Consider the following 26,437-nt stretch of genomic DNA (forward strand, 5'->3'; position numbering starts at 1 on the left):
GATGGAAGTCGCCCTAGTTTTTACAGAATGAATGCAATATTTACGTAATCAGTTTCAATCCAACTGCAGCCACCAGAATCATGGCAATGAACAGCAGCCGTTTGGCCTCCTTGCGCTCGCCGAACAGGAACATACCCGTTAATGTGCTGCCTACGGTACCAATGCCTGTCCAGACAGCGTAGGCGGTGCCCATCGGAATGGAGGTCATCGCATAGGACAGCAGCGAGAAGCTGAATACAAAGGAAATGAGCATAAGCACGATATAAGGCCAGCCCTTTTTGGTCGAAGCGCCGTTGATTCCGATTACGCCAAAAATCTCACAGATACCTGCGCCTACAATTGCTAACCATGCCATTATGCCACACCTTCTTTCGCTTCTTCTTGCTGATCCGTCACGAGCTTCAGTCCGATTACGCCACAGAGCAGCAGTCCGATCAGCAGGATTTTGGCCAGACGGAATGGCTCCCCGAACAACAGCATTTCCGCAAGCACGGTGCCTGCGGTACCGATTCCGGTAAATACGGCATAGACCGTGCCCACCGGCAATCTCTTGGAGGCTGCGATGATCAGGGCGAAGCTGATGACGATGGCTGCAGCGGTCAGCGCCCATTCCCATAGATTGGAGGCATGCTTCAGTCCGCTTACCCAGACAATTTCGATGATGCCTCCGATAAATACATATAACCAGTTGCGGTTCATGATGATGCTTCTCCTTCCGGCACGATCTTCTGTGCCTCTTCGTTCAAATGATGAATGCCATGCCAAAAGACAGGCCATGCCGCCTCAAGACGTCTATTGTACCGGCGTGAGCTTCCATAAATAATCTCCACGGTAATTCCATCGAGAGAAGTCATAAAGGCAATGGCAGCTTGTTCCGTTGAAATCGAAGGTAATTCTCCATGACGTACCGCTCGCTGCAGGAGCCGGTTCAGTGATCGCTCCATGCCATCAAGAAACGGATGCGCGATGTCCATCACTTCGTTGTACAGTCCGGGAGGGGGGAAGTAGGACATGCGCAGCATCAAGCGTGTTGAAGGGCTGGCGTTATATTCCTGTTCGAACCACGGAAACACTCCCTTGAGTCTGTCTTCCAGGGGAAGTTCGGCATGATCGCGGAAATATTCCAATGTATGGCGTTTTACTTCTCGAAAAGCATGAGCCAGTGCCTGGAGGAACAAGTCTTCCTTGCCACTGAAATGGGCATATATGGACGGTTTCTTAATTCCTACATCGTCAGCAATAGCCCGAAGGGATGCCCCTTCATATCCATCTCTGGCAAAGTGGAACAAGGCCGCATTACGTATGGATTGTGCTGTCATTTTATTCACCTTCCTAACGGTCGTTAGGAGACCATATTTTCATATTTCACATCAGATGTCAAGTCCATTCAAAAAAAGCCGCCTGCAGAAATTTCACAGGCGACCAATACACAGCTCAAGGGTAGCTTAGAACGTGGTAAATCCCAGTATGAGCTGCAGTTTATAGAGAATTCCCTTCAGGAAAGTGGTTTTCTCCTGGAATTCGTCCAGATTCAGAGTGAACTCGGCATCCTCATTATTCCACACGCGTTCAAAATAATCCGCCACATTGCGACTGAACTCATTATCTGCAGGCGCAGCGACCCATAGTTCATTTTCAAGATTATAGTCATTCATGTTTCGGGGCGTAAGGTTGGTTGATCCGCCAAGCACAATATGATCTCCAGTGGCTTTGGCAATATACAACATTTTGGTGTGATACTGCTCCTTGGTTGTGTTGTACCAGCGGATTTGGATCTTGCCATCCGATTTATCATGCAGTTCGGCGGCTACAGGCCGATTCGGAATACCGATTTTCTCCTGACCGAATGCATTCTCGTTTGGATCAAGCACTAGCCGGATATCTACTTCTCGTTTGGAAGCATCAAGCAATGCGTCCAGTACTTTCGGAGAAGCGATGTAGAACATGCCCATCCACAAGGTGTCCCCTTTTTCCGTCAAATTGATCTCATGCAATACGGCATCATTCACTTTTCCTTCGGTCAGATAGCGAATGCGCAGATCGCCTTGATTTGGATCGGTGGAAGGAGCTGTGTAGGAAGGAACTTGACCTCCCCCTGATATGTTCAGTACGGCTTGTTCCGAATGAAGTATATCTCCAATGACGGGTCCCGTAACTTCAAACGCCACATTGGAGTGATAGGCACTTGCATCATGGATGTTGCCGGAGGAGACGATTGCCTTTTTCTCACTGGCCACGACCTTGCGGTGATTGGCCTTTACATTAAGCAGCTTAAGGTAAGAACGCATGGTAACGTCCGGGCCATCGCTTGCCATCAGGTTCGGAATCCAGCCATCTCCCGACTGGCCAAACCATTGGAAGAACGTACGCCAGACTGCCGAGTATACGGGCGTCGAATCCCGGAGTGGATCAACATTGGTAATCACAACCTCAATGCCGGCCTGCTTCATTTGCTCCAGCAGTTCATTGGGGGCCGAATTATAATTGGTGTTCACTTCATCCGTAATGAACAGAATCTGCATGTCGGGATGCTGCTTTTTTTTGGCGACCAGAGCATCTGTGAATTCTACGCTAACTGGTGGAAAGTGCTGCCCCTTATGCTGATAGTTGTTGAACAGAAACATATCCACCACAACAAATTGCTCCGCCTCTTCCACAATCTGCAGCATGCGCTGAAAAATCTGCTGCTCGTGCTCCATCTGCCCGTCTGCGGACGGATAAGTAAGATCATGAAGAAATGCGACCTCGTCTACGCGATATTCCGGGCTTTCATAGGAAATGCCTGCCGGCAGTGGTTTATAGGTTTGATATAACATGACGGCCACAAGCCATAAAATAAGGAGTCCAAGAGCTGTTCGTATGTATGGAAAACGACGTCTGGATGTTTGGTGTTCTGATGATGAACGCCTCGTAGTAAACAACGGCATATCCCCTTTCTGTAAACGTGCTGACTACTATTACCACTCTGTCATGAGCGTTGACGCAGGCTGTGTAGGGGAAAGAGAGAAATGTACTTATTCATATACGATTTGCCTGAATGGAATCGACAGGTGTGTGGCCGTTGTGTATAATGGGTGTATTATTTTTGTAGAATGTTGGGATTTCCATATACCTGACAAGGACGGAGGAAGTATTCGTTAACCTATAGACGGTCGGGATATTTCAGAAAAGAGAGTAGGTAATCAAGTGTATTCCATCAAACAAGTCGCTGCCATGCTGGACATTCCAACGGTTACGCTCCGGGCTTGGGAGAATCGGTACAGTGCGGTAACCCCTGAACGGACAGAATCGGGTTATCGGTTGTACACGGATGAAAATGTTGAAGATTTGCGTTGGCTGAAGGAGCAGGTTGAACAGCATCAGACCAACATATCAGAAGCCGTACGCATGTTAAAAGAAAACAAAGCAAAAACGCCAGAAGCGGTCATTCCGGCTCCGCTCACCGCCCCTGTTCCCACAATGGAAGAGGCCTACTTACGCATGACCGATCAGATATATGACTCGCTCTACCATTTCCAAGGTGAACGTGCCAACGGTTTGATTGATTTTGGTTTTACCATGTATGGATATGACTCGATGTTTTACCATGTGCTTGTACCCATTCTCGTTCGTGTGGGGGATGCATGGGAGCAGGGAAGAGCCTCAGTCGCACAGGAGCATTTTATGACCCAGCTGATCTCACAGCGGTTCTATCAGTTTTTCCATCTGTTCCCGATCTATCCGCATCTACCCAAAGTTCTGGCGCTCTGTCCGGAGGGGGAGCATCATCAGGTGGGATTGCTGTTGTTCTCGTTGTTTATGCGTAAAAATGGAGCCGAAGTATTATATCTCGGTGCCAATACCCCTGAGGAAGGGGTATTTCCTATAATCCGGGAGCAGAAGATCAAGCTGGTCTGTCTCTCCATTACGAATCCAGCCTTAAGCGAGCAGAGTGACCGGCTTGTCGATCGCATTATGACCGAGTTTCCGCAAATGCGCTTTATCCTTGGAGGCAAGGGTTATGAGCGCAATGAGAATGCAGCTTACCCGGAGTGGATCATGCCGGAGGATTCATCAGACTGGCAGGCATGGCTTGAGCGAGAGTATCTGACCGACAATCCAACCCGAACACATGGCTAAGCGCCCATTTATCGGGGCTATAATTGAAAAGGCATCCTTTGACACAAGTGCGTCAGGGGGTGTCTTTTCTTGATTTTAACGATCATTTTCGCAGTTATTTGACCCGTGAGTCATATTTATGTTTACAAGTTCGTATAATATTTGTATTATATTTGTATAACGTTTTGGCTATAATCCGCTTCGGTGATTCTGCAATGGTTTAATAATAGGTTAAGAATGGTAGAAGTGCGTTTTCGACCATAAGAAAGGTGAGTGGCATGATATCTAATCAGCAACGTAAACGTGCGGCTGTAATTGGTGCCGGTCCAGGCGGGCTTGCAGCGGCCATGTTATTGTCCGGTCAGGGATACGAAGTGGACGTTTATGAGAAACAACCGGTGATTGGTGGACGCTCTGCCAGACTGGAGCTCGGTGAATACCGATTCGACCGCGGTGCGACGTTCTTGATGATGCCCGGTCTGCTTGAAGAGATGTTCGAGTTGGTAGGACGCAAACTATCCGATTACGTGGACCTTAAGGAACTGACGCCCTTGTATGCGCTGAACTTCGGCGATAAGGTGTTCACGCCTTCCCGTAATCGTGAAGATACTGCTGCTCAGATCAAGGAACTGTTCCCTGGTAATGAAGACCATTACCTGAGGTTCATGCAGGATGAGGAAGTCAAGTTTGGTAAAGTCATGCCTTTGCTGCGCCGGCCTTTCGGCAAGCTGGCAGATTATCTGCGCAAGGATGCGATAACGGCTCTTCCGAAGCTGGACGTGAACAATACGGTCTATGGCATCCTGTCCCGTTATTTTACTGACGAGCGTTTGCGCTGGGCCTTTACGTTTCAATCCAAATATTTGGGCATGTCTGCCTGGGATTGTCCGGGTACATTCACGATTCTGTCATTCATCGAGCATCATTATGGGCTGTTTCATCCGATTGGCGGTGTGAATCGCGTATTCCAGAGCATGGCTGATATTGTAAAGGAATATGGTGGACGTATACATACATCCTGTCCAGTGAAGAAGGTTATCGTGCGCAATGGACGAGCGGAGGGCCTACTGCTTGAGAACGGTGAACGCATTGAAGCGGATCACGTCGTCGTTAATGCAGACTTTGCCCATGCGGTGAATCATCTGTTCGACCCAGGTGTGCTTAAGAAATATACGCCGGAGAAAATGAAACGCAAGAAGTACTCCTGTTCTACAGCGATGCTCTATCTGGGAGTAGACGGCGAGATTGATCTGCCGCATCACTCGATTTACTTTCCGGAAGATTACCGATTGAACGTGGATGAGATCACGAAGCATAAAGTGTTGTCCGCTGACCCGTCCCTATATATTCATAACCCTTCCAAGCTCGATTCGACACTCGCACCTCCAGGAAAATCTGCATTATACGTGCTCATGCCTTCTCCGAACCTTACAGGGGACATTGATTGGGATGTGGAACGGGAGAATGTACGCGAGGCGATGATGCAGCGGCTTGAAGCGATCCCCGAGCTCGCAGACATTCGCAGTCGTATCGAAGAGTCCATGATGTTTACCCCGCTTGACTGGGAAAATGAACTGGATGTGTACCGTGGTGCGACATTTAACATGGCTCACAATCTGGGTCAGATGATGTATCTGCGTCCGCATAACCAGTTCGAAGAGCTGAAAGGGGTATGGCTGGTCGGCGGTGGAACCCACCCGGGCAGCGGACTGCCAACCATATTTGAATCTGCTCGAATCAGTGTCAGACTGATCCAGGAAGAGGATGCCAAAACCCGCTCGAACCGGTCTTCTTATGTGAAGACTGCTGAAGCCGGAGGTCATTCATGAAGCGGGCAGCCATTGTAGGGGCAGGCATTGGTGGGCTGACCTCGGCCCTGCTGCTGAACCGGCAGGGATGGGACGTCACCGTTTATGAACGGGGTTCCCGAGTGGGCGGACGCATTGGCTATGAGCAGAACGGGGAATATCGCATTGACCAGGGTCCAACCATCGTACTTCTGCCCGACATGCTGCATGGCATTCTGGAGGAGGCTGGCGTGGATCGCTCCAAAGTGGAGCTGCTCCGCTGTGATCCGTTATACAGGGTTCACTACAGCAGCGGACGTGTCATGACCAAGATGACAGACCGCGGTCAGCAGGCCGAAGAGATCGAGCGGTTATTCCCGGGAGAGAGCGGAGGATTCACAAGATTCATGAAGGACATGGATACCCTGTTCCCGGCAGGGCGGTCTGCTTTCCTGGAAAGAGCTTTTCAGCGGAAAAGGGATTTCTTCACACCGTCTCTCATGTCCCTGATGGGCAGGCTCCGTGCACACAAAAGTGTACGTAAAGCCGTAGGAGATTATTTTCATCATGAGGAACTGGTTGATGCCTATTCACTTCAGAGTCTGTATATTGGAGGTTCGCCGTTCGGGACTCCGGGAATCTATTCCCTTCTTCCTTATGCAGAGCATGAATATGGAATCTGGATGGTGAAGGGCGGATATGCCGCATTACCGGGGATTCTGGAATCAGAACTGATCGCGCGTGGCGGGCGTGTTGTGCTGAATATGGAAGTAACGGGACTGCGTATTGAACATGGCGTTTGCCGAGGTATTGAAACGGCCGCAGGTTCGGAAGATGTAGACGCAGTCATCTATAATGGCGATTTCCCTCATCTGACAGGTCTACTGGGCGACATACCGGAAGCACCGCGCAAAAAGAAACCCTATCGTCCCTCATCCGGTTGTGTGTTGATTTATGTTGGGGTCGACAAAACCTGGGAAGATGCAACGACGCATCAATTTTTCCTGCCACCCAGTCTTGATGGAAGCTTGCGGGAAGTATTCAATCAGCGCCGTATTCCGGAACAGCCTTCATTTTATGTATTTAACCCGGTAGCTGTTGATGATTCCGCTGCGCCAGCCGGTCAAAGTGTATTGTATTTCCTTGTTCCCGTGCCAGATGCGGAAGGTGTGGACTGGTCCAGAGAGAGCGGGGCACTGGTGGAACGGGTGTTGGAGGAAGCGGAACAACGCGGTTTCCCGGGACTTCGTGCAGCGATCAGATGGAAGAAAGTACGCACGCCAGCAGATGCCGAGCGAGATGGTCTCTACGGCGGTGGAAGCTTCGGTATTGCACCAATTCTGTTTCAATCGGGCGTGTATCGGCCGCAGCCGAAGCCGTTTCCGACGATACACGGATTGTACGCAGCGGGAGCATCGGTGCATCCAGGAGGTGGCGTTCCGATCGTAATGCAAAGTGCACGCATGGCCGTCAATCTACTCATGAAGGAGATGGGAACATGAATGAAATGATTTTGAACAGGTGCGAAGAGTTGATGCAGAAGGGATCCTCTTCTTTTTATCAGGCTTTCAGAGGTCTGCCAAGTCCGCGCCGTGAAGCGGTGTATGTGATCTATGCGTTCTGCCGCATCATTGATGACAGTGTCGATGAACCGGAGAAGTCGATGTATACCATACATGAGATTCGGGATCATTTTGAATACCTGGAAGAGGCAGAGGGCCATTTTATCTGGCCTGCATTGAGATGGTTATTCTCGAACTTTCCCCACTTGGACAAAGGGCCTTTCTTCCGGCAGATGGATGGACAGATGACCGATCTGGAGGTAACGCATTATGCAACGATGAAGGATCTGGAACATTACTGCTATCTTGTAGCAGGAACGGTAGGGGAGATGCTGCTTCCTGTGCTGCGTGATGACAATGGTGCCGAAGTCGCCGTAAACGGCATTGCTCTTGGCAAGGGCATGCAGATCGTCAACATTATTCGTGACGTGGGGGAAGATCGGGCAAGAGCACGCCGTTATGTTCCACTTGAAATCATGGATAAGCACGGGTACTCCGAACAGGATTGGGCAGATGGTATTGTGGACGAACGGTTTATAGCCATCATTCAGGAATTGAAAGCATCAGCACTTGAATGGTTCCGTCTTGGCATGGATCGGCTCGAGACCTACCCTACGGAAAGTGCATTTGCGATTGAACTGGCGGCAGCCTTCTACTCCACCATATTACATGCGGTAGAACGTAACGACTACGATGTATATAACAAACGGGCATTTGTGACCGATGAGCTGAAACTGGAGATGCTTGGAGCCATTGTGAAACGTTATCCGGTACTCGCCTATCAGGCTTCTCGTACGGCGGTCTCCTGATGATTCAAGGTCTGTATTGGGCATGGTACATCATTGGCGCCACGCTAATGCTAACCATTGGAGTACCTGAACAATTATCATTTTCCAACGGACTGTTTCTTGTGATCTATGCACTTTATGTCGTGGAACTGATCTATCGGGGACGAAGAAGAAACGGAATGTCCGACCAGTCAGTCATCTGGAAGAAGCCAGGACTGTGGGTGTCTTCTGCCATTCTGTGGCTGGGTGGCATGGGGATAGAGTGGATTGGTGTTCATACGAATTGGCCCTTTGGTGAATATGGCTATTCAGACTTCTTTGGCGTTCACTTGTTCAGTGTGCCGGTTACCCTGGGATTTGCCTGGATTGCCGTCGTCGGGAATTCTGCATTGTTAAGCGGCGGGGGTTCGACCTGGAAAGGGAAACTGATTCGGGCAATCAAGACCGGTTTCTGGGCCATTTTGCTGGATCTGGTACTGGATCCGGTTGCACACGCCAGAGGTTTCTGGCATTGGGAGGCCCCCGGTGGCTTCTATGGCGTCCCTTGGACCAATTACATCAGTTGGTTCATTATGGGTGCGTTCCTGTCGCTCTTTCTTCCAGCCATGCCTGCTGACCGCAGTTCGCTGCTGCGGGCCAAGTGGCTGTACCAGCTGTTCATCCTGCTATTCGGTCTGCTCGCATGGAAAGAAGGCATCACAGGCAGTTTCATCATTGCGCTTGGGGGCATGCTGCTAGCAGAAGGGAGCTGGTTCTATGATTCCCGCCGCAAAATCAAACCCGTTTAACCGAATGTTTTATTTATACAATCAGTATTACTTGCTGCGTCGTCGCTTTCGTTCGTTCACGTTAGCGGGGACGCTGGATCCGCAGTTTGACGGCGTGTCAGACTCTCCCATTGACCCGAACCGGCCTGTTCTCTATTTCATGAATCATAGCTCCTGGTGGGACGGACTGCTGCTCTATCATGCATCCCGCCGTACTTCAATGGGGGACCATTACGTCATGATGGAAGAGAGGCAGCTGCAGCAATATGCCTTCTTCCGCAAGCTCGGCGCATACTCCATCAACAAGGAGAGTGCTTCTGCGATCCGAAAGACCATGCAATACACAACAGGGCTGCTTCAATCCGGTAAAAGGGTGTGGATCTTTCCTCAAGGTGAAATTCTGCATCAGGATGCAAGACCCATTCGGTTTCGCCCAGGCATTGGCTTACTGCTTCGCCGTTCCCCGCAGACGCTAGCCGTTCCTGTGACCCTGTGTCATGGTATGGTTCAGCATGATATGCCGGAAGTTTCGATGCTCGCCGGTCCGCCTCTAATAGAAGACTGGCATGTATGGAAGAGCGAAGAAATTGCAGCCAGGCTTGGCCGGGTGTTGGAACAGCAGTTAGATGAGCATAAGTCTCAGCTGGTTCGCATCGGACAAGGGAGTCTGCCGGGGGCAGTTTCCCTGATTCGTAACGGAAGATCCACAAGTGAAAAATACGATGCAGCACGAAAGCGGGGGGGCCGTTAACATGAGTGCATCCGAAATATTATGGATCATATTGACGACTGCACTCGGTGTGCAGTTGATTTTTGCTCTCTGGAATGCGACCTGTCTTCCCGGAATTCGTTCGTTCCCTGCTGACCGGCTGCTGCACCAGGATAAGCTCGTATCTGTCCTGATTCCGGCTCGGAATGAAAGGCTGCATATTGAAGGGTGTCTGGAGAGTGTACTCGCAAGCGACACAACCGGCTACCGGATGGAAGTGCTGGTACTGAATGATCGTTCCGAGGATGAAACGGCGGCCTTGGTTCAGGAGATCGCGAATCGGGATGCGCGTGTGCGGCTGCTTGATGGGGCGGAGCCCCCGGCTGGATGGATGGGCAAGTCATATGCGTGCCACCAACTGGTTCAGGAGGCCAAAGGCGAGTGGTTTATGTTCGTTGACGCGGATGTCAGGCTTGAACCAGAGGCTATTCGGCAAACCGTAGCTGCCGGCTGTGAGTTGGGGAGAGGTCTTGTGACGGGGTTTCCCTATCAGGTGGCCAAGACCTGGATGGAGAAGCTGGTCGTACCGATGATGGTATTCACGATCATCAGCCATCTTCCCATTTTCATGATACGCAGATCATCAAGTCCGCTATTTGTAGCAGCAACCGGAGCCTTCCTGCTGATTCATCGTTCGAGCTACGAAGCTTCCGGTGGCCATGCAGCCATCCAGGGAGACCTGGTGGACGACATGAGTCTGGCGAAGGCGGTCAAGCGTGCAGGTCATCCGGTTATGCTGGCGGATGTGCATGAATTGGTCAGCACGCGGATGTATCAGAATGGAACCGAAGTATGGAACGGGTATAAGAAGAACATGTATGAAGGAACGGGACGCAGGGATGTGCTCCTGCTGGGTACCCTAGTCATGTATACCCTAATGTACCTTGTCCCCCCACTTGGATTGCTGTTCGGATTACTGTCAGGGAGCTCTGCAGCTATCATGTATGGACTCATTGGCACACTGCTGGGCATGGGTGTGAAAAGGGTGGCAGACCAGACAGGAGGGCAACCCTGGTGGCTTGCATGTCTGCAATCTGTCAGCATGGCCTGCGTGATTGGTATTGGAATGGCATCCTGGCGGGCCGGTCGCTCAGGGAAAGGATACGTTTGGAAAGGCAGGCGGTATAGTTGAGCAGAAAAGTGGTCATTATTGGTGCGGGCTTCGGTGGCTTGTCCTGTGCCATTCGCCTTGCATCACAAGGCATACAGGTAACCATACTGGAGCGTCAGACACATGTGGGTGGCAAGCTGCAGCAAGTGGAACGGAACGGATATCATTTTGACCGCGGTCCAAGTACGATTACGATGCCTTCCACCTTCCGCTCTGTCTTTGAGCATGCGGGTACCCAAATGGAGGATTACGTCCAGCTGTATGAGTTGGAGCCCCGAACACGCAATGTGTTTGCAGACGGTACCGTGGTGGATCTGTCAGGCAAGCGGGAATGGATGGAGGAACAGATTGCAGTGTACAGCCCGGAAGATGCACTGCGTTACGATGCATTCATGGATGAATCTGCAGCGCTTTATGCGGAAGCCGATCGTCATTTTCTTGGCAAACTGCTGCTGACCGCAAAAGACAAGTACAATCTCCAGATGCTTCGCAGCTTGCTGCGCGTGCGCCCCGCCGTGAAGCTCAATCAGCTGCTGCGATCCTATTTCAGTCATCCCAACACCTTGGCGCTGTTCGGTCGTTACGCGACATACGTCGGCTCATCGCCTTATCAGGCTCCATCCATTTTCGCGATGATGGGCCATGTAGAGGCAGATGAAGGGGTATACGGTGTAAAAGGCGGAACCTATGAGCTGATCAAAGCCATGGCGAAGCTTGCTGAGGAAAAAGGAGTACGGATAATGACGGGCACCGAGGTCCGGCAGATTATCGTTCGGCATGGGAAGGTCATCGGTGTGGATACGGATCGAGGCTTCCATGAAGCGGATCAGGTGGTGGCCAACGGGGATGTGCTCAGTGTAAACCGTCTCCTGCTTGCACCGGAACATCGAAAGCAGATGAGTGATGGAAGGATTCGCAAATATGAGCCGTCCATTTCCGGTTATGTGACTCTGGCAGGTGTGCGGAAGCAGTATGACTCCCTGCTGCACCATACCGTCTTTTTCCCGGAAAGGTATGAACCGGAGTTCGAACATATTTTCCGTGAACGCAGGATGCCGCTGGATCCGACCATCTACATCTGTTATTCCGGTTATTCGGAGGCAGGTATGGCTCCGGCAGGAGCGAGTAATCTGTTTATATTGGTGAACGCCCCGTATCTGTCGGATGCATGGAATTGGGAGGAGCAAACGGAACGCTACGGCGAGTTGGTACTGGATAAGCTTGAACAGCGGGGAATTACAGGATTAAAGCAATCAGATGTGTTAATACGGTACACGCCACAGGATATTGAACGCGATACATTGGCGCATCAAGGATCGATCTACGGGATTTCCTCCAATTCAGTGAGGCAGACCTTCTCTCGCCCCGGGAACAAAAGCAGGGATGTACAGGGGTTATGGTACGTGGGTGGAACGACGCATCCGGGAGGCGGGACGCCGATCGTAACGCTATCCGGGCAGCTGGTCGGCGAGCAGCTAGCATCCGTGCTCAATGATTCATAAGAGATGAGCGGGTGCGCCCTTTCATTAGCATGTCCGGAACGGTATACTGGGTAGAGTTGACGCGTGGAAGATATCACCGAAGACTCTATAGGAATTTTTTACATGCAGAATTGTGCGTTACATATGAGCAAAAATAAGCAAACAAATGCAATTATTCAATTGAACGGAACCGGCAGGGGGTCCCTGTCCATCCGCACAATTTCTCACATAAGGAGGTCTCATCATGAATGAACAAGAGCGAGCCGGCAAGCGGCTGCTTCCCGAGGTGGCTACGGGGGAACGGAAGCTGGAGCATGTGCGCCTCTGTCTGGAAGAGAATGTGGCAGGAGAAGGGATCACGAGCGGAATGGAGCGGTACGTATTTCGTCATAATCCCCTGCCTGAACTGAATTTTGATGAGGTCAGTCTGAACACGGTGTTCTTGGGAAAAGAGATTCGTACACCGCTGCTCATCAGCTCAATGACAGGTGGGAGCCAAACGACAGGCGCCATTAACGAGCGGCTTGCCCGCGTGGCCAATGCCAGAGGCTGGGCGCTTGGCGTAGGTTCCATACGGGCAGCAGTGGAACAACCTGAACTGGCGCCGACCTTCGATGTACGACGCTGGGCCCCTGACATCCCGGTGATCGCCAACCTGGGCGCAGTGCAGTTGAATTACGGCTTCAACACGGCTGACTTCCAGCGTGCCGTTGAGATCGCCGGTGCGGATGTGCTGGTATTGCACCTGAACGGTTTGCAGGAGATCTTCCAGCCGGAGGGCAATACGGACTTCAGCGGGTTGTTGAACCGGATTGAAGATCTGTGCCGTACGCTGGATGTACCCGTTGGAGTGAAGGAAGTAGGCTGGGGCATTGATGGAATAACGGCACAGCGGCTGTATGATGCAGGTGCAGCATTTATCGACGTGGCCGGAGCGGGAGGCACCAGCTGGGTGCAGGTGGAGAAATACCGGAACAACAACCCGGTTCGCCGGGCAGCAGCCGAAGCCTTTGCTGATTGGGGCATTCCGACTGCCGAGTGCATCCGGGAAGTCAGAGCACTGAATCCCGAAGGGGTTGTGATTGGCAGCGGCGGACTTCATCATGGTGTGGATGCGGCCAAGGCGCTCGCGCTGGGTGCAGACCTGGCCGGTTTCGGCCGCTCCCTGCTTGAATCTGCAGTGGCTTCGGATGAAGCACTGGATGGTCGGCTGGAGCAGGTGGAGTTCGAACTTCGTACGGTTATGTTTGGTATCGGAGCCGGGCGAATCGAAGATTTGCAGCAGACAAAGCGATTGGTCGAGCGGCGTTAATACGGAAGAGGGGCATCCCCGTCATCTTCATGCTGATGACATCGGGGTAAGTCCCTTTTTGTTATGAAAAGACAGAAGGATTACCAACACTCTTCTTTTACCGTGATATTGTCGTTGGTTACGGTGACGTAGGTATTGCCGGATAGATACTCCGTATAACCACAGACGATTTTGGTATGAATTTCTCCTCGGCTATCGGTGAATTGCAGGTGTACAGAGGATTCCCCGGAAGGACTAAGCCTAGGAGCGAACTTTACTTTTTTACCGCTGGCGATATCCTTCTTCAGCTTGTACACGGAGCCATCTCTTTCACTGTTAACCGGGCCTTCACCTTGGACCAGGCTTGCATTAACATTTGTAAGATCGTAGTCAGATTGATTGTGAATGGTGATCCTGAGCGATCGGAATTGGTCTATGGTTGGATACGCCATACCTATAATGATCCCAATAAAGATAACCACACCCGCCAAGAGAATGATGATTTTCCTTGAAGGTCGTTTGCGACGTCTGTTCATCTTATATGTGCTCCTCTCGTTATGGTTAATAAACAATGGAAGTCTGATAAAAGTTATGCAGATTTTTTTTCACTTCATGTATGATGGACAATAAAACGTTTCAATAAGATTAGCTGTTAGAAGATTGAAAACGGAATTGGAACCCGGGAGGGAATACTATGGAGCTTGTATCCATGAATGAGCAGGAATTTACGGATTTTCGTAAGCGTTCGATTGCGGATTTTGCAGTCGAGAAAGTAGAAGCAGGAGCATGGGCAGAGGAAGAGGCGCAGGAGCTCGCTGAGGCTTCTTACAATCGCTTTTTGCCTGAAGGGCTGAATACGCCTGGAGCGTACATTTATAACCTGGTGCATCCAGTGGACGGCAATGTGGGGTACATCTGGTTTAACATTACGGACAATCGCCGGGGTAAGGAAGCCTTTTTGCTCGATATTGTTGTCGAAGAAGCACATCGGGGCAAGGGGTATGGTACCGAAACGATGGAAGCACTTGAACAAGCGGCCCACAGTCTTCAGGTGGATCGAATTGGTTTGCATGTGTTTGGACATAATGTGCGGGCGAGCAGCTTGTATCGCAAGATGGGGTACGAGATCACTGATCTGACGATGTACAAGGAACTTAAACGGTAGTCAGGCAGATACGAAACCCGAAGTTCCTTGATGCCTCCGGGTTTGTCATATATAATGTATAGGATTATCCATACCGAACAAGTAATGAATGAGGAGTTGTCATATACATGGCTTTGAAAGCTGGAATCGTGGGCCTGCCTAACGTTGGTAAATCCACTCTGTTTAACGCAATTACACAAGCAGGTGCCGAGTCGGCAAACTATCCGTTCTGTACGATTGATCCGAACGTGGGGATCGTTGAAGTACCGGACGAGCGTTTGGACAAATTGACAGAACTCGTTGTACCGAAGAAGACGGTACCCACAGCGTTTGAATTCGTAGATATCGCAGGGCTTGTGCGCGGCGCAAGTAAAGGCGAAGGTCTGGGTAACAAGTTTCTTGCCCATATTCGTGAAGTGGATGCGATTGTTCACGTGGTACGCTGCTTTGTTGATGAGAATATCACTCACGTAGATGGCAAAATTGATCCGGTAAGCGACATCCAGACGATTAATCTGGAGCTGATCCTGGCTGATATCGAGAGTGTTGAGAAAAAAATCGATCGCTCCAAGAAAAACATGAAGGGCGGCAACAAGCAGGCTGCTCAAGAAGTGGAAGTACTGGAGAAAGTGAAGGCTGTTCTGTACGAAGATAAGCCGGCACGCAGCATGGAATTGACAGACGAAGAGCGTCTGATCGTACGTGATCTGCACCTGCTTACCCTGAAGCCGGTTCTGTACGCAGCTAACGTAGCCGAGGATGAAATCGGTGATGTGGCGAACAATGCCTATGTGCAAAAAGTAAGAGAATTCGCGGCTGCTGAAAATGCAGAAGTGGTGCCGATCAGTGCAAAAGTCGAAGAAGAAATCTCCGAGCTGGAAGGCGAAGATAAACAAATGTTCCTGGAAGAGCTCGGTATCGAGGATTCCGGTCTGAACCTGTTGATCAAAGCCGCTTACAAACTGCTGGGTCTGTACACATACTTCACGGCAGGTGTACAGGAAGTTCGTGCGTGGACGATCCGCAAAGGTACAAAAGCACCGGGCGCAGCGGGTGTAATTCATACGGACTTCGAGCGCGGATTCATTCGTGCAGAAGTCGTTTCCTACGAAGACCTGGTTGCAGCTGGTTCCATGAACGGTGCCAAAGAACGCGGACAGCTTCGTTTGGAAGGTAAAGAATATGTGGTCAATGACGGAGATGTTATGCACTTCCGTTTCAACGTATAAGCGTATAACCAATCTAAGCAGTACATGATAGACATGAACAGCCCTGCTGTCTTCCCTGAAGATGGCAGGGTTTTTAATTGGGATGAAGGGTGTAGTGGCAGATTAGAGGGAGTAGGCGAGAATGCAGGGAAGGATCCGTGATGGCAACCCGCTTGTTCTGCTTATACTGGATTGTTTGCGCAGTGTGGATATAATAGAGGAAAAGGGCATGGGGAGGATGGACAAATGGAGGATGCAGTAACCCGTATTCAATATGATGAAGCATATGTGAAAGCGATGCATTTACCGAGAGAGATTAGCGATCTGCTTCTTGTTGAAGGATTACCCCAGTTTCGCGATGAGGGTAACGATCTGCTGGGTGTCCATTTTCGGTGCTTGTTGTAGCTGATATTCATTGAAGAATAATGTAATAATGCCATTGTCAGTTGTGCCATAATCCAAAGCGAGCCTGTAGGCAGGTGGAAAAGCATCTGTTCAGGATGAGAAGAATATGCTATAATTAAGAGTCGTGTACCTAGGTTGATTTAGCTCGCTTTTTGTAAGACTTAAGCGGGGCTTCGCGTAAGGTACATGAGCTCTTTTATATAACTTAAAAGTAAAGGATTTGATGACGTTGTAGCGATGTTGCGTCGGTCATTAATGAATGTTACGGTCAGGGTTCGGTTGGACTGAGAACCTATGCGTTATGAAAATAGATGATATAGATAATAAACATGGAACGCCTGCCCGGAGACGTGCAGCGTATAACCGAAAATAAATCGTGAGGTGACTATATATATGTTGGATAAATTACAGGCATTGGCGGACCGTTATGACAAGCTTAGCGAGCTGCTCTGTGACCCGGATGTGGCAAGTGATAACAAAAAGCTGCGTGAGTATTCCAAAGAGCAGTCCGATCTGCAGCCGACGTACGAAGCATACAATGAGTACAAACAGGTGAGTCAGGATCTCGAAGCAGCAAAAGAAATGCAAGGCGAGAAGCTGGATGACGAAATGCGTGAAATGGTCAAAATGGAAATCGAAGAACTCAGCGCCCGTCAGAAAGAACTGGACGAACTGATTCGTGTTCTCATGCTGCCGAAAGATCCGAATGACGACAAAAACGTCATCGTGGAAATTCGCGGAGCAGCTGGTGGAGATGAAGCGGCATTGTTTGCAGCGGATCTATACCGCATGTACACACGTTATGCCGATAATCAAGGCTGGCGCGTGGAATTGATGGATGCCAATACGAATGATGTCGGCGGATTCAAAGAGGTTATTTTCCTCATCAACGGCCGCGGTGCATACAGCAAAATGAAGTACGAGAGTGGAGCGCACCGTGTACAACGTATCCCTACAACCGAATCAGGCGGACGGATTCATACGTCCACTTCAACGGTAGCCGTTATGCCTGAAGCTGAAGATTTCGATATTGAAATTCATGATAAAGACATTCGTGTGGATACGTTCTGTTCCAGCGGTGCCGGCGGACAGTCGGTTAACACGACGAAATCTGCTGTACGGGTAACGCACGTTCCAACCGGAATCGTAGCGACATGTCAGGACGGTAAATCGCAGAACTCGAACAAGGAAAAAGCGCTGCAAGTATTGCGTACCCGGATCTTCGATATGATGCGCCAGGAAGAAGAAGCGAAAATTGCAGGGGAGCGCAAGAGTAAAGTGGGTACAGGGGACCGCAGTGAGCGGATTCGTACGTACAACTTCCCGCAAAGCCGTGTAACCGATCACCGCATTGGTCTGACCATGCACAAATTGGATCAGGTCATGAACGGAGAGATTGAAGAAATCCTGTCTGCGCTGACGATTGCCGAGCAGACGGAGATGATGGATAGAGGAGAATAATGCTGTGACCCGCGCGCAGTTTGTGATGACGCCGGAACAGAGCTGTCGGGAAGCCTTCGTGGAGGCTTCCTCTTTTTTGGAAAAGAGCGGCGTGTACGAGCCGCAGAATAATGCCCGGCTGCTGCTGGAGCATGTACTCGGCGTCTATGGCGCCGCGTATTACATGATGCAGCCGGAACCCTTCCCCAGCGAGCTGCGCAGCCGCTGGGAGGACGCCGTCACGCGCAAGGCTGCGGGTGAGCCGGCGCAGTATATCATCGGCAGCCAGGAGTTCTATGGGCTGCCGTTCGAGGTCACGCCGGCCGTGCTGATTCCGCGGCCGGAGACCGAGCTGCTGGTCGAGGCTGTGCTGCGCGAAGCCGACCGCGTGTTTCCCGGCGGCGCTCCGCTCGCCGTCGATATTGGCACGGGCAGCGGTGCGATCGCGGTGACGATCGCCTCGCAGCGTCCGCGCTGGCAGGTCGGCGCCGGAGACATATCGGCGGCGGCGCTGCAAGTGGCCGCACGGAACGCGGCCGCGAACGGGGTACAGATCGACTTCCGCGAAGGCGATCTGCTGGCCCCGTTCGCAGGGGTTCGGGTGGACATTCTGGTGTCCAACCCGCCATATATCCCGGCGGCGGATATCGCCGGGCTGCAGCCTGAGGTGCGCGATCATGAGCCGCACACGGCACTGGACGGCGGTCCGGATGGATTGGCACCGTACCGGGTTATGCTGGAGCAGCTGGCGCTGCTGCCTGCGCCGCCGCAGGTCATTGGTTTTGAACTCGGTCAGGGACAGGCTCGCGACATCGCCGCATTGCTTGAATCAGCCGGACACTGGCCGGAAATTATCATTGTCCCAGACCTTGCCGGGATCGAGCGGCATGTCCTGGGTGTTCGTACTTCGGAACAGGTGACGAAAATGTAAGGTTCTGCGGGTTTTCTTTTTGCCGCGAAATCCTCTACAATGGGATATACCGAAGATTGCTGAATGCTTGGGGGAACATAACTACATGCTGCATAAATTCAAAAAGATAGACTACTCGATTGTTTTTATATTGGTTATATTGATGGTTATCAGTATTTTGTCGATTTATAGTACAACCTTTGGCAGGCCAAAGCTGGAGGGACTCACGCAAAGTGCCGTTATGTATTATATTTTGGGCTTCGTGGTCTTTTTTGGAATGTCGATGATTAATTACAAATTCATTATCAAAAACTATCTGTATATCTATGGCGTAGGTATGCTCTTGCTTATTTTTGTTATGTTCTTTGGTAAAGAGTATTATGGGGCAAAGGGCTGGTTATCCATTTTCGGTGTAAGTTTGCAGCCTGCTGAATTGTTCAAGCTATGCCTGATTGTGTTCTTGTCCGCCTTATTGGCTCGAAAGAAGAATCGTCCGCTTTATTTTGGACGTGATGTCATTCCGGTCTCACTCTGTGTTTTGCCGCCATTACTACTCGTACTTCTTCAAAATGACTTGGGGAATGCTTTGAGTTATGTAATCATTCTCGTGGGCCTGTTATGGATTGGTAATATTAAATTCTCTCATGCTCTTATTGGCTTTATTATTGCAGTAGCTGCTTTTGTTGGCGGTATACAAGCTTATATTCATTATCATGATGAGATTGTTAAATTTCTGAAGGACGTTGGGCGTTCTCACTGGGCGGATCGCTTCGACCCATGGCTTGTGCCCGATCAGACCTCCAGAGACGTGCTCTGGCAGACCTATAACGCGAAGCTGGCGATTGGCTCTGGGGGCATTAGTGGTAAAGGATACTTGGAAGGTACAACGATTCAGTCAAATCGGGTACCGCTGGCTTATGCCGACTCGATCTTTGTGCAGATTGGGGAGGAGTTTGGCTTTGTAGGTGCTTCAGTGCTGCTGCTGCTGTACTTTATTCTCATCCACAGGCTGGTACTTATTGCGCTCGAATGTAAAGATCGCGCAGGGCCTTACCTCATTGTCGGCATTATAGCGATGCTGCTTTACCAGATATTTGTCAACATCGGTCCGTTTATTGGTCTGATGCCGCTGACCGGGATCACGCTGCCGTTTATCAGTTCGGGTGGTACGTCAATCATGATTAACATGATCAGTATGGGTATCGTGATGAGTATTAAGGTTCATACGGAAGAGAACGAGGATATTCTGGGCTCTGCAGAACAACCGGGAATTACGGATATCGTCCTCAAGTTGTTCAGAAGGAAACCGTCCCAGCAGGAACAGTAATTCCTTTTGTCATGTGCAGGAAACAAACAAGTGAGTCATAGAACCCTGGAAAGATCAATCCAAGCCATTTGGATCTGATGCTTCCAGGGTTTTTCTTATGCTAGATTTTCTCTAATAGCTATGTAAGTTGAAATCCATCCTCCACGCGGTGATTAAAATTTCCAATTTCTCTCTCTATTTTATACAATGGAAATTATAAGTCAATTTGGAAAATGCGTATAGGTATCCGGGAGGACGATTGCAGTGATGTGGAGAATGCTGAAAAAGATGGACGGTGTAATTCTGTTTGTATTGTTTTTGCTGATGATCGCAAGTGTGTTTGCCATCTATAGTGGTACGCAGACGGATGCCACTTTGGCCAGGCATCATATCAAAACCTTGTTGTTTTATATTGTCGGATTTGTCGCAGTAGTGGGCATCGGATTAGTGAATTACAAACTGTATGTGAAATATGCCTTTTATCTGTATGCCTTAGGAATCGTTTTGCTTGTTCTCGTCAACTTTGTGGGCGGACCTATTAATAATGCCAACGGATGGATCAAGCTTGGGGACAATCTTTCGTTTCAACCTGCGGAGTTGTTCAAGATGATCCTGATTCTATTTCTCGCACATTTGCTTGTGAAGCGCCAGCGAAGCACGCTCGGGTTCTGGAGAGATATCATTCCCATCGGATGTTGGGCGTTCGTTCCGTTTGCACTCGTCATGATTCAGAATGATTTGGGCAACGCGCTGGGTTACGTCGTCATCTTGGCCGCGGTATTGTGGATCGGTAATATCAAGCTAAAACACGCAATCATTGGCCTTGTTATTGTAGCCGTAACTTTCTTTGGTTTCGTCAAAGCCTACACGACGTATCATGATGAAATCTTTACCTTTCTCGAGAAGGTAGGCCGTGAACACTGGGCGGAAAGGATAGATCCGTGGCTCGTACCGGAAAAGGCCACATCCAAGGCGACATGGCACACCAAAAATGCAGGCTTGGCTATAGGCTCCGGAGGCATTATCGGCAAAGGGTATTTGCAGGGAACTTCCGTCCAAAGTGGACGCGTGCCGTATACCTATTCGGATTCCATCTTTGTCGTTATCGCTGAGGAATTCGGTTTTGTAGGAGCGTCGGTGCTGTTACTGCTGTACTTCATTCTGATTCACCGAATGGTTCTGATTGGTATGGAATGCAAGGATCGGGCGGGACCGATCATTATTGTAGGCATTATTGGCATGCTCTTATACCAAGTGTTTGAAAACATAGGCGCGTTCCTCGGACTGATGCCACTAACAGGGATTACCCTTCCGTTCATCAGTTATGGCGGTACTTCATTGCTCATTAATATGGCTTGTATCGGACTGGTCATGAGCATTAAATTATATGGAGATGAAGAGGAAGATGACCTGCTGCTTGGAGAGCAGAAGCCTGGTTTGCCAGACCGGTTACTGCATTTGCTGAGAAAAGAAAAGAGCGCGTTGTAATCATCGAATAGGGTTATGTATTAACAGTTAGATTTGATAGATCTTAAGCAAGGCTGATGCACATCGGTAACAGATGTGGTCGGCCTTTTCTTAATCCGGCTCAACCACGTTAAAATGAAAGAATGAATTTGCTAGATTTATAATTTTTGCTAGGTTTACTTCTGTCTCTTCCGGGCATACTGATAGACATGAGAGAGTTGCAGGGAACATGATCACGGGAGCCGAGGGGGAGAACGGGATGAGCAGAAGAACAGTGAAACAAATGGGACTTATTATCGTTTGTCTTATGATGATTATTATGATGTGGGAAGGTCAGAAGACGGATGCAGCTGTAGCCGCTACAGCAATTCCGGAGCAATCCATCCGTTTGCGGATTCTAGCGAATTCGGATGCGCCAGGAGACCAACTGGTGAAACGCGAGATTCGGGATGCTGTGGTCGCCCAGATGAGTGAGTGGGTTACAGAGCTGGATAATCCGCAAAGTCTGGATGAAGCACGCCATGTCATTCGTGAGCATTTGTCTGAAATTGAAGATCGGGTGGGAGAAGAGTTGGCCAGCCGTGGACTGGACTATCCATTTCAAGTGGAGCTTGGTGTCGTTCCGTTCCCTACCAAACTATATGGAGGCACGGTATATCCCGCAGGTGATTATGAAGCAGTGCGTATAACACTGGGAGAAGGAAAGGGTCAGAACTGGTGGTGTGTGCTGTTTCCGCCATTATGCTTCATTGATGCAAGCACAGGGGATGCGCTGGCGAATCCGTCTACGGTATCTGCAGCGGCTGCTGCTGAGCCTGGAGATGCTGAAGCATCTGTCCAGGGAGCAACACCGGAAGCGCGTTTTTTCCTGGTGGATCTGGCGGTTAAACTATGGGATTGGGTAGCCGGGTTGTTTGCATAATATCGTGAGAATGATAGGGAAGGGCGACTTCGATACAGGAAGCTGCCCTTTTGCCCCATTTTTCAATGAATGGCTGTCATGCTTAACGGATGGAGTTATAAGAGAGATAGCGAGCCCGTTCTTAGGTTGAACAGATATGCTATAATTATAGGTATTCGAAATGAAAGCAAGACAGCTACCGTCAAGGTCGAGGCCCCGCGGTACTAACCTATTGAAGTTTAGGGATGATGGATATATGAGTAGAGAACAAGGCCAATACACAGGAAACAAAGATTCGGGAAACCCGGAAGGATTGCTTACCTCGGTGTGGGATGTCAGAGCATTGATGATTGAGAATCAGCCGCATGTTGTGGGTAATTTGGTTATGGGTGAACCTGAGGGACAGGAATTTGATGAGAAAAAGGAGAGCGCCTATCAGCAGGCGCTCGCTGACTTGCAGGCTGCCGCTGCCTGCATTCGTCAAGGCCAGACCATTGCGTTTCCGACAGAGACGGTATACGGTTTGGGCGCGGATGCGCGCAGTACAGCTGCGGTAGAGGCTATATTTGAAGCCAAAGGCCGCCCGTCAGACAATCCGCTCATTGTGCATATTGCACATCGCGATCAGCTGGATTCACTGGTTACGGAAGTGAATGAGGCGGCAGAAGCGCTGATCAAAGCCTTTTGGCCAGGCCCGCTCACGATTGTGCTGCCTGTTAAGCCAGGAGCCGTATCCCCACGGGTTACGGCTGGCTTGGATACGGTGGGTGTTCGCATGCCGGATCACCCGGTTGCTCTGCAGCTGCTCGCAGCAGCGGCGTGCCCAGTGGCTGCGCCAAGCGCTAACCGCTCCGGGCGGCCAAGCCCGACGCTCGCTTCACATGTGAGCGAGGATCTGGCTGGCCGCATCGGCGGCATCGTGGATGGCGGCCCCACGGGTGTGGGCGTCGAGTCCACGGTAGTGCAGGTCGGTGACGACGGTACCGTCACCATCCTGCGCCCTGGCGGCATTACGGCGGAACAGTTGTCCGCCGTTGCCGCCCGTGTCGCCACGGACCCAGCGATTCTCGCGGGTGGGTCCGAAGGCGAAGGCAGCCCGGCGCCGCGCTCGCCGGGCATGAAGTACACGCACTATGCGCCCGCAGGGTCGCTGTGCGTGGTAGAGGGGCCGCCGCCAGCCGTGGCGGCCTGGATCAGCGCCGCCCTCGCGGAGGCGGCGCAGCGCGGAGAGCGCACCGCGGTGCTGGCGTTCGCCGAGCACGCGGAGCAGTACCGCGCCGATGCCGTATTCTCGCTGGGCAATGCCAGCGAGCTTGAAGAAGCAGCGCGCCGGCTGTACGCCGCGCTGCGCAGCTGCGATGAGCAGGGAGCCACATACATTGTGGCTGAAGCCTGCTCACGCGAAGGGCTGGGAGCAGCCGTCATGAACCGGCTGCTCAAAGCTGCGGGTCACCAACTTATACAGGTTGGGGACCAGTAACATAATGACCGGAGCTGACGATGTCTCTCCGGTCCACCTAATCGGCAGGCCGTGGCAGCAAGCACCACCACACCACGACCTGCCGATTAGATCAATCCTCTTTTGATACGCCTGCCTGCGTCTCTGCCGTCTATTCATTCTCGTTCTCCCGTCATGTTTGTGTCCTTGTCCGCATATCGTGTACAAGAACCTTTACGTGACTTGGGGGTATGGGAATGTGGGATGTGTCTGCCCATTTGGGGCAGTTGGTAACCATTTTGATTATGGCCGTCGCCCTCGGGCTGGATGCCTTTTCGCTGGGTATTGGGATTGGCATGAAAGGCATTCGTTTGCGTGATGTGCTGCGAATCAGTTTGGTTACGGCCTTGTTTCATGTCATCATGCCGCTGATCGGCATGTACACGGGAAAATACGTCAGCTCTCTCTTGGGAGATATTACGACGTATGCTGCAGGCGGATTGCTGGTTCTGCTTGGGGGTCACATGATTCTGAATGCATTTCGTGAAGGTGATACCAAGCTGGTGGACCATCGCTCCATGCTCGGTGTGATTTTATTTTCACTCAGTGTGAGTGTGGATTCGTTTTCCGTTGGGGTGTCCCTCGGCATGTTTAGCAGTGATCTGGTGCTGACCGTACTTGCCTTTGGTGCATGCGGTGGAATCATGTCCGTCATGGGACTGCTGCTGGGAAGACGAGTAAGCCAGAACCTTGGTGATTATGGTGAAGCGATTGGCGGAGCCATCCTGCTTGCGTTTGGACTGTTGTTTATTTTTTAATAGTCATAGAGCGGAACAGCTGGAGCCCCTTGTGCAGTCATAACCGATACTCTTTAAATTTTCATCATTTAAAATTAAAATATTGCATCATTCGACAACATTTGCGAAATGGGGAGGCTATCACAATGAAACATATTTTGTTTGTATGTACAGGGAATACGTGCCGCAGCCCCATGGCGGAAGGGCTTTTGCGCAAGCTGGCAGCGGAACGGGGCATTCAGGTAGAGGTTCGTTCTGCAGGTGTGGCAGCAGCATCGGGAATGCCAATTTCCCGTCATGCCGAAGCAGTATTAAGAGATCACCAGGCGGAAGGGCCTGGTCATTCCACACAGCTTAACGCGAGCCTGATGGACTGGGCAGATTTGGTCCTTACGTTAACGCGGAGCCATAAACAGCATGTCATGCAGGTTTTTCCGGATTCGGTACACAAGACGTACACGCTGAAAGAATATGTGGAGAATGATAATCAGGTTCTGAATGACCTTCAGGAACTGGACAGCCTGTTCGCCACACTGGAACTGAAGCGTGCACTGGGTCAGGAGATTCTGGCATCAGAACGTGAGCGCGTGATCGAGATTCGGCAGCGTATTCCAAGCTTTGATATATCTGACCCGTTTGGCGGCAGTCGAGATGATTACAATATCGCCGCTGCGGAGATCAGAACTGCGCTGGATCGCCTCCTGGACAAGTTGGGATAAACCGGGATTGTGCAGGTCATAGTAATTGGGCAGGGAAGATTGAATCTTCAAATTAATTTGTTATGCAAAAACGAACACGTAGTGTAAATTACCCGTTGATTTTAAGCGTGGGTTGTTTTATGATGAAGGGGAAAACAGGGATCCGGTGTAACTGGCGACGAAGTGGGCACAACCACAATGGAGCACCGGAACAAACGGCCGGTCGCCTGGGCAAAAGAGCAATTCTGCGATACCCGCAGACTGCTCTTTTTTTCGTCTTTCATCTGATTATTCGCTATAATAGTACCTGAAATGCCGTGCTTGAATACAAGAGCGGGCAGCCGTGAGGGAGTCAGGCATGATTTTATCGGGAGGCGATAGGATGACTATTGAGTTAGATTCGGATCAACCCGGATTGCAGGAACAGACCGTAACCATTCTGCGTGAACTGGCACTTGCCGGAAAGCTTGGACCTGGACAGATCGTTGTGATCGGTACAAGCACAAGCGAGGTTGCAGGCCAAAAGATTGGTACGAGTGGTGCCGTTGATGTAGCACAGCAGCTTCTTGCAGGGATTCGCGAGGTGCAGCAGGAATTCGGTTTTGAGCCTGTGTTTCAGTGCTGTGAACACTTGAACCGCGCATTGGTGATGGAACGTTCACTGCTCACACGTCTTGGTTTGACTGAAGTGGGCGCCGTACCGGTTCCCAAGGCAGGCGGTTCCATGGCATCCGCAGCATATCGTTCGCTGAGTGATCCTTGTCTGGCTGAACATGTGCAGGCTCATGCAGGAGTAGATATCGGGGAAACGATGATTGGCATGCACTTGCGGCATGTGGCAGTCCCCTTCCGTACAACACTTCGCTATATCGGGGAAGCCCGTGTGACGACAGCTTTGACCCGTCCGAAGCTGATTGGCGGCGAACGTGCGGTGTATCAGATGGAAGAACAACCAGATTCGACATTTTGCGACTAAATCTTCAACCTACTATAAAGCGAAACTGAAAGGTTACACTCCTAACTCCGATTGCAGTACCATCTTCCGATCGCTGTTATCCCCAGATTTTTT

At 50.7% G+C, this 26,437-nt stretch carries 26 protein-coding genes and 1 riboswitch; of the genes, 21 read left to right on the forward strand and 5 right to left on the reverse strand.

Going from position 1 to position 26,437, the window contains the following annotated elements; translation table 11 throughout:
* Positions 1 to 40 precede the first annotated feature (40 nt).
* The 4 genes from CHI14_RS21780 to CHI14_RS21795 all read right to left on the reverse strand — a co-directional run bounded on the left by CHI14_RS21780 (position 41) and on the right by CHI14_RS21795 (position 2,816).
* Positions 41 to 355, reverse strand: coding sequence for a DMT family transporter (locus CHI14_RS21780; RefSeq protein ID WP_095291169.1), 315 nt, complete (start codon positions 353 to 355; stop codon positions 41 to 43).
* Complete coding sequence (locus tag CHI14_RS21785) at positions 355 to 699, reverse strand: DMT family transporter (protein ID WP_095291171.1); 345 nt, start codon at positions 697 to 699, stop codon at positions 355 to 357. The genes CHI14_RS21780 and CHI14_RS21785 overlap by 1 nt, the downstream gene beginning before the upstream one ends.
* Positions 696 to 1,319, reverse strand: coding sequence for a TetR/AcrR family transcriptional regulator (locus CHI14_RS21790; RefSeq protein ID WP_095291172.1), 624 nt, complete (start codon positions 1,317 to 1,319; stop codon positions 696 to 698). Before CHI14_RS21790 ends, CHI14_RS21785 begins: the two co-directional genes overlap by 4 nt.
* Before the next feature lie 126 nt (positions 1,320 to 1,445).
* On the reverse strand, positions 1,446 to 2,816 hold the full coding sequence (locus CHI14_RS21795; protein ID WP_481856442.1) for a phospholipase D family protein: 1,371 nt from the start codon (positions 2,814 to 2,816) through the stop codon (positions 1,446 to 1,448).
* Between the two features lie 370 nt (positions 2,817 to 3,186).
* Here CHI14_RS21795 and CHI14_RS21800 point away from each other — a divergent pair, with 370 nt between their 5' ends.
* The 9 genes from CHI14_RS21800 to fni all read left to right on the forward strand — a co-directional run bounded on the left by CHI14_RS21800 (position 3,187) and on the right by fni (position 13,675).
* The gene (locus CHI14_RS21800) at positions 3,187 to 4,119 is read left to right on the forward strand and encodes a MerR family transcriptional regulator (RefSeq protein ID WP_095291175.1); all 933 of its coding nucleotides are present in this window, start codon (positions 3,187 to 3,189) and stop codon (positions 4,117 to 4,119) included.
* A 257-nt stretch (positions 4,120 to 4,376) separates the two neighbouring features.
* Complete coding sequence (locus tag CHI14_RS21805) at positions 4,377 to 5,927, forward strand: phytoene desaturase family protein (protein WP_095291178.1); 1,551 nt, start codon at positions 4,377 to 4,379, stop codon at positions 5,925 to 5,927.
* Positions 5,924 to 7,387 carry a phytoene desaturase family protein gene (locus CHI14_RS21810; RefSeq protein WP_095291180.1) on the forward strand — a complete coding sequence of 488 codons (1,464 nt, stop codon included), beginning with the start codon at positions 5,924 to 5,926 and terminating at the stop codon, positions 7,385 to 7,387. The genes CHI14_RS21805 and CHI14_RS21810 overlap by 4 nt, the downstream gene beginning before the upstream one ends.
* The gene (locus tag CHI14_RS21815) at positions 7,384 to 8,256 is read left to right on the forward strand and encodes a phytoene/squalene synthase family protein (protein WP_095291182.1); all 873 of its coding nucleotides are present in this window, start codon (positions 7,384 to 7,386) and stop codon (positions 8,254 to 8,256) included. The genes CHI14_RS21810 and CHI14_RS21815 overlap by 4 nt, the downstream gene beginning before the upstream one ends.
* Positions 8,256 to 9,023, forward strand: coding sequence for a carotenoid biosynthesis protein (locus CHI14_RS21820; RefSeq protein WP_095291184.1), 768 nt, complete (start codon positions 8,256 to 8,258; stop codon positions 9,021 to 9,023). The genes CHI14_RS21815 and CHI14_RS21820 overlap by 1 nt, the downstream gene beginning before the upstream one ends.
* Complete coding sequence (locus tag CHI14_RS21825) at positions 8,992 to 9,753, forward strand: lysophospholipid acyltransferase family protein (RefSeq protein ID WP_095291185.1); 762 nt, start codon at positions 8,992 to 8,994, stop codon at positions 9,751 to 9,753. The genes CHI14_RS21820 and CHI14_RS21825 overlap by 32 nt, the downstream gene beginning before the upstream one ends.
* A gap of 1 nt (position 9,754) precedes the next feature.
* Positions 9,755 to 10,903 (forward strand): glycosyltransferase family 2 protein, encoded by a 1,149-nt coding sequence (locus tag CHI14_RS21830; RefSeq protein ID WP_095291187.1) that lies wholly within the window; start codon positions 9,755 to 9,757, stop codon positions 10,901 to 10,903.
* Complete coding sequence (locus tag CHI14_RS21835) at positions 10,900 to 12,384, forward strand: phytoene desaturase family protein (protein WP_095291189.1); 1,485 nt, start codon at positions 10,900 to 10,902, stop codon at positions 12,382 to 12,384. The genes CHI14_RS21830 and CHI14_RS21835 overlap by 4 nt, the downstream gene beginning before the upstream one ends.
* A gap of 223 nt (positions 12,385 to 12,607) precedes the next feature.
* A complete protein-coding gene (fni, locus tag CHI14_RS21840) occupies positions 12,608 to 13,675 on the forward strand; it encodes a type 2 isopentenyl-diphosphate Delta-isomerase (RefSeq protein ID WP_095291191.1) in 1,068 nt (355 codons plus the stop codon).
* A gap of 80 nt (positions 13,676 to 13,755) precedes the next feature.
* Here fni and CHI14_RS21845 read toward each other — a convergent pair whose 3' ends face one another.
* On the reverse strand, positions 13,756 to 14,190 hold the full coding sequence (locus tag CHI14_RS21845; RefSeq protein ID WP_095291193.1) for a hypothetical protein: 435 nt from the start codon (positions 14,188 to 14,190) through the stop codon (positions 13,756 to 13,758).
* A 158-nt stretch (positions 14,191 to 14,348) separates the two neighbouring features.
* Between CHI14_RS21845 and CHI14_RS21850 the strand changes: the two genes are divergently transcribed.
* The 12 genes from CHI14_RS21850 (at position 14,349) to CHI14_RS21900 (ending at position 26,344) form a co-directional block, all read left to right on the forward strand.
* Positions 14,349 to 14,819: a GNAT family N-acetyltransferase gene (locus CHI14_RS21850; protein ID WP_095291195.1), complete on the forward strand. Its 471-nt coding sequence runs from the start codon at positions 14,349 to 14,351 to the stop codon at positions 14,817 to 14,819.
* Between the two features lie 107 nt (positions 14,820 to 14,926).
* Positions 14,927 to 16,027 (forward strand): redox-regulated ATPase YchF, encoded by a 1,101-nt coding sequence (gene ychF / locus CHI14_RS21855; RefSeq protein ID WP_095291196.1) that lies wholly within the window; start codon positions 14,927 to 14,929, stop codon positions 16,025 to 16,027.
* Between the two features lie 225 nt (positions 16,028 to 16,252).
* Positions 16,253 to 16,411, forward strand: coding sequence for a hypothetical protein (locus tag CHI14_RS30190; RefSeq protein WP_170948221.1), 159 nt, complete (start codon positions 16,253 to 16,255; stop codon positions 16,409 to 16,411).
* A gap of 393 nt (positions 16,412 to 16,804) precedes the next feature.
* The gene (gene prfA, locus CHI14_RS21860) at positions 16,805 to 17,872 is read left to right on the forward strand and encodes a peptide chain release factor 1 (protein ID WP_095291198.1); all 1,068 of its coding nucleotides are present in this window, start codon (positions 16,805 to 16,807) and stop codon (positions 17,870 to 17,872) included.
* Positions 17,873 to 17,897: 25 nt separating this feature from the next.
* On the forward strand, positions 17,898 to 18,782 hold the full coding sequence (prmC, locus tag CHI14_RS21865) for a peptide chain release factor N(5)-glutamine methyltransferase (protein ID WP_095291306.1): 885 nt from the start codon (positions 17,898 to 17,900) through the stop codon (positions 18,780 to 18,782).
* Between the two features lie 85 nt (positions 18,783 to 18,867).
* On the forward strand, positions 18,868 to 20,088 hold the full coding sequence (locus CHI14_RS21870; RefSeq protein ID WP_095291199.1) for an FtsW/RodA/SpoVE family cell cycle protein: 1,221 nt from the start codon (positions 18,868 to 18,870) through the stop codon (positions 20,086 to 20,088).
* A 246-nt stretch (positions 20,089 to 20,334) separates the two neighbouring features.
* Positions 20,335 to 21,555 carry an FtsW/RodA/SpoVE family cell cycle protein gene (locus CHI14_RS21875; protein ID WP_095291201.1) on the forward strand — a complete coding sequence of 407 codons (1,221 nt, stop codon included), beginning with the start codon at positions 20,335 to 20,337 and terminating at the stop codon, positions 21,553 to 21,555.
* 238 nt (positions 21,556 to 21,793) lie between these two features.
* Entirely contained in the window at positions 21,794 to 22,456 is a 663-nt protein-coding gene (spoIIR, locus tag CHI14_RS21880; protein ID WP_095291205.1) for a stage II sporulation protein R, read from the forward strand.
* 235 nt (positions 22,457 to 22,691) lie between these two features.
* Positions 22,692 to 23,915: an L-threonylcarbamoyladenylate synthase gene (locus tag CHI14_RS21885; protein WP_249281201.1), complete on the forward strand. Its 1,224-nt coding sequence runs from the start codon at positions 22,692 to 22,694 to the stop codon at positions 23,913 to 23,915.
* A gap of 215 nt (positions 23,916 to 24,130) precedes the next feature.
* Positions 24,131 to 24,691 (forward strand): manganese efflux pump MntP, encoded by a 561-nt coding sequence (locus tag CHI14_RS21890; protein ID WP_095291207.1) that lies wholly within the window; start codon positions 24,131 to 24,133, stop codon positions 24,689 to 24,691.
* 125 nt (positions 24,692 to 24,816) lie between these two features.
* Positions 24,817 to 25,389 (forward strand): low molecular weight protein arginine phosphatase, encoded by a 573-nt coding sequence (locus CHI14_RS21895; RefSeq protein WP_095291209.1) that lies wholly within the window; start codon positions 24,817 to 24,819, stop codon positions 25,387 to 25,389.
* Positions 25,390 to 25,526: 137 nt separating this feature from the next.
* Positions 25,527 to 25,608, forward strand: a riboswitch (ZMP/ZTP riboswitch).
* 142 nt (positions 25,609 to 25,750) lie between these two features.
* Complete coding sequence (locus CHI14_RS21900) at positions 25,751 to 26,344, forward strand: TIGR01440 family protein (RefSeq protein WP_095291211.1); 594 nt, start codon at positions 25,751 to 25,753, stop codon at positions 26,342 to 26,344.
* Positions 26,345 to 26,437: the final 93 nt, after the last annotated feature.

The organism is Paenibacillus sp. 7516 (genome assembly GCF_002272715.1).
In the GTDB taxonomy this organism is placed as follows: Bacteria; Bacillota; Bacilli; order Paenibacillales; family Paenibacillaceae; genus Paenibacillus; species Paenibacillus illinoisensis_A.